The following is an 11,144-nucleotide window of genomic DNA, read 5'->3' as shown; positions in this document are numbered from 1 at the left end:
GGTACATGCCCACGTTTCAACAGACAGGGTCATCAAGGCTGCCAAAACGAAAAGACCTTGAAAGGGATGGCCCTTACGGCGGGTCACTTTGGAAAGTCCGGAAGCCGGCCCAGCCCAAAGTAACCAAAGGGCCCTGCCCCTGGCGTCCGGTCCTCGCTAAGGCTCGGATTCCCTCGCTCCGGTCCTGCTCCGTGGGCCGCCGCCACAGGCCATCCATGGCCTGGGGCGGCTAACTCGGCATCCCTGCCGAGTTGCCCACTGCGCAGAACCTCCACTCGGCCTCCCGATGGGGCAAACAATCAAAAGCAACGCGAGGCGGCCTACCGGCCGGCCTGGATTCAACGGTGATCCCTGTAGCCGCTGCCGCAGGCTGCGATCGGCCCGAAGGGACGCCAAGCCTGTATCCACGGTTTGCCTGATATACCGCAGCGCCTGGTTTTACGGGCGCTTCGCACCCGATCGCAGCCTACGGCAGCGGCTACAGGAGATACGGCGATCATCCGTCCACCATCAACCGCAATATCGCTTTTGCTCTCACTTCCACTACAGCTCCAGCTTTGGCTCTGGCTTTGGCTTTGGCTTTGGCTTTGGCTCTGGCTTTTGATCTTGATCTACCCGCCCCTTTCCCAGAGGCCGAACGCAGGTCTTGCGCAGGGGGTACCTCGGCAGGGATGCCGAGGTAGCCGCACTGGGCCAGGGATGGCCCATTGCGGCGGCCCCCGGAGCAGGACCGGAGTGAGGGCATGCCGAGCACTAGCGAGGCACCGAATGGTGGGGCGAGACCTTTTGGTTACTTTTGGGGCATTTGCCAAAAGTGACCCGCCGTAAGGGCGGAACCCTAAGCCGCCGTGACCGCAGGAATGGATATGTACCCCATCCAAAAAATGCAGCGCCAGAACCGACGCTATCGCGGGCAAGCCTCGCTCCTACAGAGGCAGACCTCCGCGACCAGTACCCTCAGATATGGCAACTACTCAACCCATTCTTCTCCAAATACCGCTGATGCGCTTCGTCCGCCAATTCGAAGCGCCCCAGCGGCACCACCACCGTGGCCACAGGTTTGTTGAGGCGGCCGGAGTCTTGCAGGGCCGTCTTGGCCTGCCGTGCCTGTTCGGCCTGTAGGGCGTCGGTGTGGAAAATCGCCGAACGATATTTCCCCCCACCATGCTCCCCCTGCCGATCCACCGAAGTCGGATCATGCAGCCCCCAGAAGTGCTCGATCAGGCGCGAATAAGCCAACACCCGAGGATCGAAATCCACCTGCACCACCTCGATCCGCAACGACTCATCACCCGCCTCCACCGCGTAGCCCACCCGCGTATCTACCACCCCCGGCAGCGCCCGGAACGCGGCTTCCGCGCCCCAGAAACAGCCCGCGCCGAAGGTCGCCTGCTTGATCCCGCTCATGTTCCGATACTCCTCGCTCACTGCACCGATCCAACTTTCTCGCCGCTGGCGCCCAGCCATTGATCGACGATCGCCGGGTTGGCCTGGACCCAGGCCTTGGCCGCTTGCGCCGCCGGTTGTTGTTCCTTCTCGATCCTGAGGATCAGGTCGTTCAATACCTGCGGGTCGATGCTGAAGTTTTCCAGGAAGGCGGCGATCCGTGGCGCGCGTTTCTGCAAGGCGCTGGAGGCCAGGACATAGACCCGGGCGTCCGGGTAGGCGCAGGTGATCTTGCTCTTGTTCAGCCAGTCGGCGTCCACCGTCGGGCTGACGAATTTCCAGCAGCCGTCGGCCTTGTACAGCGGGTCGCCCTTCTTGTTGTCCTGGGCGTAGCCGTCGAACGCAGGTTCATCCAGGCGGCGCAGGTCGAAGGCGGAGAAGATCCAGTCCGGGGTGTAGGCGTAGAACACCACGCCGCGCTGGGCCTTGTAGGCCGCGGCGAGTTTGGCGTAGGTCACCGAGGCTTCGGTGGACACCGATTCGAATTTATCGGCAAAGCCGAAATCCTTGGCCTTGATCTGGCCGATATAGGTCGACTCCCAGCCCGCCGGGCCCACCAGCAATTGCGCCTTGCCGCCGCCCAGGGGTTCGAAGAGTTTCGCCACTTCGGGTTTCTGCAGGTCGTAGACCGACTTCACGCCGTATTTGTCTTGCAGGTAACCAGGGATATAGAAGCCCTGGACCCCGAGGTAGGGTTGCTTGTTCGGTACCAGCGAGCGGGTGCCGCCGGTGACGTACTTGGCCCAGGCGGCGGATTGATTAGGCAGCCAGATATCGGTCAGCACATCCACCGAACCGTCGCCCTTGGCCGCGGCGGCGAACAGCACCGGTATGTCACCGGCCAGGTACGACACGTCGCCGTCGAGGCGGCTTTTGATCACCTCGCCGAGGATGTTCTGGATGGCGATGGCGCCGGTCCAGTTCTGTTCGCCGATGACGATCTTGTCCTTGGCCAGCACCGGCAGGGACAACCCCAACAGCAGCGCGGCGGCGCCCAGGGTACGGGAAAACGACTTGTTCAAGAGACACCTCATGACTGATGGAAAGCGCGATCCCGCTGGCGCAGGGTCGCTTGAATGATGCGGTCGGGAATCAGCGCGCAGAACACGATCGCGGCGCCGGCCAGCATGCCCTCGCCGCCCTTGATATTGCGCAGCGCGGTCATCACGTCGTAGCCCAGGCCGCCGGCGCCGATCAGCGCCGCGACCACCACCATCGACAGGCTCATCACCAGGGTCTGGTTGATCCCCAGCAGCAGCGAGCCGGCGGCCAGGGGCAGCTCGACCTTGGTCAGGATCTGCCACGGCGTGGCGCCGTGGGCCAGGGCCGCTTCGACGGCGGTCCTGGGCACTTCCTGAATCCCCAGGGCGGTAAGGCGGATCATCGGCGCCAGGGCGAAGATCAGCGTGGCGATCACCGCCGGGGTCTTGCCCACCGAGAAGAACGCGACCGCCGGGATCAGGTACACGAAGGTCGGCAGGGTCTGCATCACGTCCAGCAAGGGCGTGATCAGGCGCCGCGCCAGGGCGCGCTTGGCCAGGAGGATGCCGGCGGGCACGCCGATCAGCAGCGACAGCAGCACCGAGGAACCCACCAGGGCCAGGGTGGCGATGGTCCGCTCCCAGAAGCCGAACAGGCCGATATAGAGCAAGGCCGCCGCGCTGGTCAGGGCCAGGGCCGCGCCGGCCGAGCGCCAGGCCAGCAACACCAGGGCCAGCGCCGGCACGGGCCAGGGCAGCCAGCCCAGCAGGCTTTCGATGCTCTCGATCACCGTGCGCACCGCGACGATGACGCCGACGAAGGTGCTTTCGAAGGTGACCTGGGACCAACTGATCAATTGGTCGATGGCGGCCGCGGTGCTCAGCAGCGCCTGGCGGTCGGCAGGAAATTGCAGCCAGGGACCGCTGGCATCCACGGCCGCCACCCGCCACAGCACCAGGCCCTGGCACAACAGCAGCACCAGCCACGGCAGGCGCCAATCGGAACGGCCCTGGCGGCTCGGACGGCGAGCCAGGGTCACGCTGAGCAGGCGGCTGAGCAGCAAGCCAAGAATCGCCAACCCAGCCCAACCGAGACTGGCGCTGGTCAACCACTGCCCCACTGCACTGGCCGCCGCCAATTCCAGGGCGAAGCCCAGCCAATACAAGGCGCCATGCCCGCTGGCGGCCAAGGCCGCCGGCCCCAGCAACAGCGCCTGCCAGAAGGAAAACCCCGGGGCTACGGGCGCCGGAGCGGGTGCTGTTTTACTCGAAGCCACAGGCGCCGCGGCAACCGTGTCGCTGCGCGCGCCGTGCTCCTGGAAGAAGTCCGCCACCTCAGCGTCTGCCGGGTGCTCCAGCAACTCGCCGGGGCTGCCGAGCTGGATCAGATGGCCCTGGCGCAGCACCGCGATGCGGTCGGCCAGGCGCAGGGCCTCGGCCGGGTCATGGGTCACCAGCAAGGTGGTGATGCCGCGCTCGCGCACCAGGCGCAGGAAGTGGCTTTGCAGGTCGCGGCGGATGGTCGGGTCGAGGGCGCTGAAGGGTTCGTCCATCAGCAGGATGTCCGGCTCGCTGACCAGCGCCCGGGCCAGGCCGACCCGCTGCTGCATGCCGCCGGACAGCTCATGGGGATAGTGATCGCCCCAACCGTCCAGGCCCATGGCCCGCAGCTGCACATCGGCGGCGGCCTGGCGCAGCGCCTCGGGTTCGCCACGCAGTTCCAGGGGCAAGGCGACGTTGTCGCGCACGCTGCGATGGGGCAACAGGCCGAAGTGCTGGAAGACCATGCCGATGCGCCGCGAACGCAGGGTGCGCAGGTCCTTGGCCGAGAGCTGGCTGATCGCCGCGCCGTCGATCAACACCTCGCCGCTGCTGGGTTCGATCAGCCGGTTGATGTGCCGCAGCAAGGTGGATTTGCCGCTGCCGGAGGTGCCCATCAGGCACAGCACTTCGCCACGACGCACGCTGAGGCTGACTTGCTCCACCGCTGGCGCGGACGAGCCGCGGCTGTAGTGCTTGGTCAGGTTGCGCAGTTCCAGCACCACCTCGGCGCTGGCCGGTTGCGGGGCGGACGAGGCAGGGACGGCAAAGGCCGCTTGGGGGTGAACGGCGGACACGGGAACTCCTGACGCCGGCGCGCAGCGGCGTAACCGGCGGTGATGACAAAGGGAAAATGGGTGGGGCCGGCCAGCCGGCTACCCCAGGGGAATGGGCTCGCCGAAGAAGGCGAGCCAAGGCTCAGTTACAGATGCGTGGGGCTCCACAGCTGCACCGCGCGGGCATCCACCGGCTTGGGCAAGAGTTTTTCCTGGTAGAAGGCATCGGCGATTTTCTGTTGCTCGCCCAGGGCGTCCGGCTGCACCGCTTCCACCTGGTAGGTGCGGCGACTGTTGGCCAGCTCCACCGTGCTCACGTCCAGGTTGCCCCACAGCGGACCCAGCAGTTTTGCCGCCTCCGTCGGGTGCGCCTTGACCCAGGTGCCGGTCTTCTGCAACTCGGCGAACACCTGCTGCAGCACCTCGGGGTGGGCCTTGGCGTAATCGTTGGAGGCCAGGTAATAACGCCGGTAACTGGCCAGGCCCTGGCCGTCGTGCAGCACCCGCGCGCCCTGCTGGCGTTCGGCGCTGGCGACGAAGGGTTCCCAGGTGACCCAGGCATCGACCTTGGCGGTTTCCAGGGCGGCGCGGCCATCGGCCGGGGTCAGGTACACCGGCTGGATGTCGGCGAAACTCAGGCCAGCCTCGCGCAGCGCGGCGATCAGCAGGTAATGGCTGCCGGCGGCCTTGGTCACGGCGACGCGCTTGCCCTTGAGGTCGGCCAGGGATTTGAGGGTGGAATCCTTGGGAATGACGATGGACTGCGCCGCGGGCGACGGGGTTTCCGTGGCGAAGTAGGTCAGCTTGGCTCCGGCGGCCTGGGCGAACACCGGCACGGTGTCGGCGACGTCGGCGCTGATGTCGACGTTGCCCACGTTCAGCGATTCCGCCAGGGGCAGGCCGCTGGTGAATTCATGCCAGGAGATCTTCACGCCCTGCCCCGCCAGTTGTTTTTCCAGGATGCCCTGGGCCTTGAGCACCGCCAGCAGGGTCGAGGATTTCTGGTAGCCGATACGCAGGTCGGTATCGGCCTGGGCATCGAGGGCCATGCCCAGCGCCAGACCGGCCAGGGCGGTGATCGACAAGCTACGACGCAAAGCAAAGGGCAGGCGCATGGGGGCGGACCTTCTGGAAGACAGGAAAGTCGCTAAAAGCTAATCGATCTAAGAATCAAGATATAAATACTTTTTAGGAATTAGCTTAGGTTCGGGCGGACGATCCCAAGCTGCATGTGATGGCCGATCACCCCATCACCCTGTAGCCGCTGCCGAGCCCGCGAGGCTGCGATAAGGCCCGCAGGGCCTTGGTTCCCGATATCCCGACGAACCTCAATCGGCCTTGAGATCGCCGCGCCCGTTCCGGGCGATCGCAGCCTGCGGCAGCGGCTACAGAAGTGGTGTTCTCACGACCACCGCAAACCTGTAGAAGCGAGCTTGCTCGCGATGACCGTCAACGATAACGCGCCGCTTCCTGGAGAAATGCGGTGCCCTCTGGTTTATCGCGAGCAAGCTCGCTCCTACAGGTGGACGATGGTCGTCAAGCGACGTGTTGTCCTTTGGCAACTGCCTGGGACGCCGCCAGCATCGCCCGCAGCAACACCGCGCAGCCGGCGGCGAGGTCGTCGGGGTCGGCGTTTTCGATTTCGTTGTGGCTGATGCCGCCTTCGCAGGGCACGAAGATCATCCCCGCCGGCCCCAGTTCGGCGACGAAGATCGCGTCGTGCCCGGCGCCGCTGACGATGTCCATATGGCTCAGCCCCAACCCCTGCGCCGCCTCGCGCACCGCGTCGACGCAGATCTTGTCGAAATACAGCGGCGGAAAGTCCGCGGTCGGCTGCAGGTCGAAGGTCAGGCCATGTTCTTCGCAGGTGCTGTCGATCACCTGGCGTACCTCGGCGATCATCGAGTCCAGGCGCGCCGGCTCCAGGTGCCGGAAGTCCAGGGTCATGCGTACTTCCCCGGGGATCACGTTGCGCGAACCGGGATAGGCCTGCAGGCAACCCACGGTGCCGCAGGCATGGGGCTGATGGCCGAGGGCGGCGCGGTTGACCGCGGCCACCACCGCCGCCGCGCCGACCAGGGCGTCCTTGCGCAGGTGCATCGGGGTCGGGCCGGCGTGGGCCTCGACGCCGCGCAACTTCAAGTCGAACCATTTCTGGCCGAGTGCACCGAGCACCACGCCTATGGTTTTCTTCTCGTCCTCGAGAATCGGCCCCTGCTCGATATGGGCTTCGAAGTAGGCACCCACCTTGTGCCCGCTGACCTGGCGGCTGCCGGCATAACCGATGGCGTTCAGCGCATCGCCGACGCTAACGCCCTCGGCATCGGTCTTGGCCAGGGTTTCTTCCAGGGTGAATTTCTCGGCGAACACCCCGGAGCCCATCATGCACGGCGGGAAGCGCGAGCCTTCTTCGTTGGTCCACACCACCACTTCCAGCGGCGCCTCGGTTTCCACCCCGAGGTCGTTGAGGGTGCGCAGCACTTCGAGCCCGGCCAGCACGCCGAAGCAGCCATCGAACTTGCCGCCGGTGGGCTGGGTGTCGATATGGCTGCCGGTCATCACCGGCGGCAGCTGCGGGTTACGCCCGGCGCGGCGGGCGAAGATATTGCCGATGCCATCCACCGTGACCGTGCACCCCGCGGCCTCGCACCATTTTACAAACAGGTCGCGGGCCTGGCGGTCGAGGTCGGTCAGGGCCAGGCGACAGACCCCGCCCTTGACCGTGGCCCCGAGCCTCGCCAGCTCCATGAGTGACTGCCACAGGCGGTCGCGGTTGATGTGCCGGTGGCTGGATTGCAGAACGTCGACGGCAGCGTTCATGGTGATATCCTCAGGCTTTTCTGGTTGTCGTTGACGAGGTCGGGCTCGTCTTGGGTGCTGTGGTGTCTGGTGGATCGCATCGCGCAAAAAAGCGACACGGCCCCTTGTAGGAGCGAGCTTGCTCGCGATAAACGTGCAAACAACCTTGTCTGCCTGTTGGATCGCGTTATGTCTGCTGGCCAATCGCGAGCAAGCTCGCTCCTACAGGGTCCGTCCATCACACCGGCGTCTTGGCGGTCGCGGTTCGCGGGCTGCCCAGGCTGCACAGCCCGTAGTAAATGATCCCGCCCAGCGCCGAGCCGGTGAACCAGCCGTAGCTGTAGAACCAGCTGAACGCATCGCTGCCCAGGGACAGCAGGGTCAGCGCCACCGGCACGCCGAAGGCGATAAAGCCGTACCAGTTCCACGCCGGGTACACGTCATCGCGGTACAGCCCGGCCAGGTCCAGCTGCTGTCTGCGGATGATGAAATAGTCCACCACCATGATTCCGGCGATAGGCCCCAGCAGGCTGGAGTAACCCAGCAGCCAGTTGGAATACACGGTCTCCAGGCTCACATCCGAGACCAGCAGGCCGAGCTTTTTCAGCAGTTCGTGGGCCATCAGCGCCAGGCCGACGAGCCCGGTGAGGATCACCGCCTTGGTGCGGCCGATCAGCTTGGGCGCGATGTTCTGGAAGTCGTTGGTCGGCGAGACGATGTTCGCCGCGGTGTTGGTCGACAGCGTGGCGATGATGATCAACGCCATGGCCAGGGCCACCCAGCCGGGGCTCTGGATATGGCCGATCAGGCTCACCGGGTCGGAGACGGTGACACCCACCAGTTTCACCGAGGCGGCGGTCATCACCACCCCCAGGGCGGCGAACAGGAACATGGTCAGCGGCAGGCCGAAAATCTGCCCGAGGATCTGGTCCTTCTGGCTCTTCGCGTAGCGGCTGAAGTCCGGAATATTCAGCGACAGGGTGGCCCAGAAACCGACCATCGCCGTGAGCCCGGCGAAGAAGTAGCTGTAGACGCTCGCCCCTTCCGGACGCTTGGGCGGCTGCGCCAGCAGTTCGCTCAGCGACACATTGGGCAACGCCCACACCAGCAGCCCTGCACCCACCAATACCAGCAGCGGCGCCGACAGGGTTTCCAGCCACTTGATCGACTCGGCGCCACGCAGCACCACCCACAGGTTGAGGGTCCAGAAGATCATGAAGCCGATCACCTCGCCGGTACCGCCCAGGGCTTTCCAGCCCTCGAAGATCGAGCCGAGGAACAGGTGGATCGCCAGGCCGCCGAACATCGTCTGGATGCCGAACCAGCCGCAGGCCACCAGGGCGCGGATCAGGCACGGCACGTTGGAACCGATGACGCCGAAGGAGGCACGCAGCAGCACCGGGAACGGAATGCCGTACTTGGTGCCGGCAAAAGCGTTGAGGGTCAGGGGGATCAGCACCACGATATTGGCCAGCAGGATCGCCAGCAGCGCCTCGCCCACGGTCAGGCCGAAATAGGCGGTGAGCACGCCGCCCAGGGTGTAGGTCGGCACGCAGATCGACATGCCGACCCACAGCGCGGTGATGTGCCATTTGTTCCAGGTGCGCTCGTGGACCTTGGTCGGCGCGATATCGTGGTTGTAACGGGGGCTGTCGAGCACGTCGCTGCCGGCGTCCAGCTCGTACAGGCCGGCACGCTCGGTCACTTGAGATCTGTTCTGTTGCATGGCCGCTCCACTTTTTTCTGATTATTTTTGCTCATCGGGCAGGCCGGCAGACGTGCTGCCAGCCCGGCGATGGCCGGAGAACTGACGACTTTTACCGACCGGCCATCCTGTCGACGGCGGCACTCAATAAGCGTGCCGGCTGGTCCATCGACGGTGCTCCACAGTCGGTAAAATCCATGTAAACAACTGATGTTTCTTCAGTTTTATTCTGAATAACTTCCTGTTCTGGATAACGTGCCGGTTCACTCAGGCCGAATGCCGGGTAAGTTGCCCATCGGGTCAGGACTCAATCTGGTGCACGCAAACTTTTTTCAAACTTTCGTATGGGCCACAGGCCTCCTTCAAGCGGCTGATTTCACATAGGAAATCTTGCTCATATTTCGATCCTGTCAAGTGCGTCAAAATGGTGAAAGGCTGCACCATTTTGCGGATTTACGAATTAAATCCTTATATTTCAATCATTTAATATCGATATATGCTTATAAAAAATAATCTTGCCGATTGATTGAACACCAGCTAGTTTTTATTCCTGACACCGCTGACAGGAATAAAAATTCCGCAGCCTGCTTATTACAAGAACACTAGAACCGGCATAAGCCGGTCATGCCTGCGAGGAACTCGGAATGTCTCTGTTGATCCGTGGCGCCACCGTTATTACCCATGATGAAAGTTATAAAGCCGATGTGTTGTGCGCCGACGGCGTGATCAAGGCCATCGGCCAGAATCTGGACAGTCCTGCAGGCTGCGAAGTGCTCGATGGCAGTGGCCAATACCTGATGCCCGGCGGCATCGATCCTCACACCCATATGCAATTGCCCTTCATGGGCACCGTGGCCAGCGAAGACTTCTTCAGCGGCACCGCCGCGGGCCTGGCGGGCGGCACCACCTCGATCATCGACTTCGTGATTCCCAATCCGCAGCAGTCCCTGCTGGAGGCCTTTCACCAGTGGCGCGGCTGGGCCGAGAAGTCCGCGTCGGACTACGGCTTCCACGTCGCCATCACCTGGTGGAGCGAGCAGGTGCGCGAGGAAATGGCCGAGCTGGTGAGCCGGCACGGGGTCAACAGCTTCAAGCATTTCATGGCCTACAAGAACGCGATCATGGCCGCCGACGACACCCTGGTAGCGAGCTTCGAGCGCTGCCTGGAACTCGGCGCCGTGCCAACGGTGCACGCGGAGAACGGCGAGCTGGTCTACCACCTGCAACGCAAGTTGCTGGCCCAGGGCATCACCGGGCCGGAAGCCCACCCGCTGTCGCGCCCTTCCCAGGTCGAAGGCGAAGCCGCCAGCCGGGCGATCCGCATTGCCGAAACCCTCGGCACGCCGCTGTACCTGGTGCACGTCTCGACCAAAGAGGCGCTGGACGAAATCACCTACGCCCGTGGCAAGGGCCAACCGGTGTACGGCGAAGTGCTGGCCGGGCACCTGCTGCTGGACGACAGCGTGTACCGCCACCCGGACTGGCAGACCGCCGCCGGCTACGTGATGAGCCCGCCCTTCCGCCCTCGCGGGCATCAGGACGCGCTGTGGCACGGCCTGCAATCGGGCAACCTGCACACCACCGCCACCGACCACTGCTGCTTCTGCGCCGAGCAGAAAGCCGCCGGCCGCGACGATTTCAGCAAGATCCCCAACGGCACCGCCGGCATCGAAGACCGCATGGCCGTGCTCTGGGACGAAGGGGTGAACAGCGGGCGCCTGTCGATGCAGGACTTCGTCGCCCTGACCTCCACCAACGCGGCGAAGATCTTCAACCTCTACCCGCGCAAGGGCGCGATCCGCGTCGGCGCCGATGCCGACCTGGTGCTCTGGGACCCGCAAGGCAGCCGCACCATCTCCGCCGCGACCCACCACCAGCAGGTGGACTTCAACATCTTCGAAGGCAAGACCGTGCGCGGCGTGCCCAGCCACACCATCAGCCAAGGCAAGCTGGTCTGGGCCGACGGCGACCTGCGCGCCGAGCGCGGCGCAGGCCGGTATGTCGAGCGCCCGGCCTACCCGGCGGTGTTCGACCTGCTGAGCAAACGCGCCGAGGCGCACAAGCCGACGGCCGTCAAACGCTGAGATCGGGGGCCTTGCCCCCTATCGCGAGCAAGCT

The 11,144-nt window shown here is 64.4% G+C and carries 7 protein-coding genes; 1 reads left to right on the top strand and 6 read right to left on the bottom strand.

The genetic code is table 11. From position 1 onward, the window contains the following. Positions 1 to 957 precede the first annotated feature (957 nt). The 6 genes from msrA to PVZ78_RS05620 form a co-directional block, all read right to left on the bottom strand. Positions 958 to 1,407: a peptide-methionine (S)-S-oxide reductase MsrA gene (msrA, locus tag PVZ78_RS05645; RefSeq protein WP_273828343.1), complete on the bottom strand. Its 450-nt coding sequence runs from the start codon at positions 1,405 to 1,407 to the stop codon at positions 958 to 960. Between the two features lie 17 nt (positions 1,408 to 1,424). Next, positions 1,425 to 2,480 carry an ABC transporter substrate-binding protein gene (locus PVZ78_RS05640; RefSeq protein ID WP_273828342.1) on the bottom strand — a complete coding sequence of 352 codons (1,056 nt, stop codon included), beginning with the start codon at positions 2,478 to 2,480 and terminating at the stop codon, positions 1,425 to 1,427. Then, positions 2,477 to 4,543: an ATP-binding cassette domain-containing protein gene (locus PVZ78_RS05635; RefSeq protein WP_273828341.1), complete on the bottom strand. Its 2,067-nt coding sequence runs from the start codon at positions 4,541 to 4,543 to the stop codon at positions 2,477 to 2,479. Before PVZ78_RS05635 ends, PVZ78_RS05640 begins: the two co-directional genes overlap by 4 nt. 125 nt (positions 4,544 to 4,668) lie before the next feature. Continuing rightward, positions 4,669 to 5,637 carry an aliphatic sulfonate ABC transporter substrate-binding protein gene (locus tag PVZ78_RS05630; protein ID WP_273828340.1) on the bottom strand — a complete coding sequence of 323 codons (969 nt, stop codon included), beginning with the start codon at positions 5,635 to 5,637 and terminating at the stop codon, positions 4,669 to 4,671. Positions 5,638 to 6,058: 421 nt separating this feature from the next. After that, a complete protein-coding gene (locus PVZ78_RS05625) occupies positions 6,059 to 7,342 on the bottom strand; it encodes a Zn-dependent hydrolase (protein ID WP_273828339.1) in 1,284 nt (427 codons plus the stop codon). Between the two features lie 217 nt (positions 7,343 to 7,559). Then, positions 7,560 to 9,047, bottom strand: coding sequence for an NCS1 family nucleobase:cation symporter-1 (locus PVZ78_RS05620; RefSeq protein ID WP_038631666.1), 1,488 nt, complete (start codon positions 9,045 to 9,047; stop codon positions 7,560 to 7,562). Between the two features lie 623 nt (positions 9,048 to 9,670). Between PVZ78_RS05620 and hydA the strand changes: the two genes are divergently transcribed. Next, positions 9,671 to 11,110, top strand: a complete 1,440-nt coding sequence (gene hydA, locus PVZ78_RS05615; protein ID WP_124313281.1) for a dihydropyrimidinase — start codon at positions 9,671 to 9,673, stop codon at positions 11,108 to 11,110. Positions 11,111 to 11,144 lie beyond the last annotated feature (34 nt).

Source organism: Pseudomonas sp. SBT1-2 (assembly GCF_028640875.1).
GTDB classification, from domain to species: Bacteria; Pseudomonadota; Gammaproteobacteria; order Pseudomonadales; family Pseudomonadaceae; genus Aquipseudomonas; species Aquipseudomonas chlororaphis_I.
This window is presented reverse-complemented; position numbering and strand designations above follow the sequence as displayed.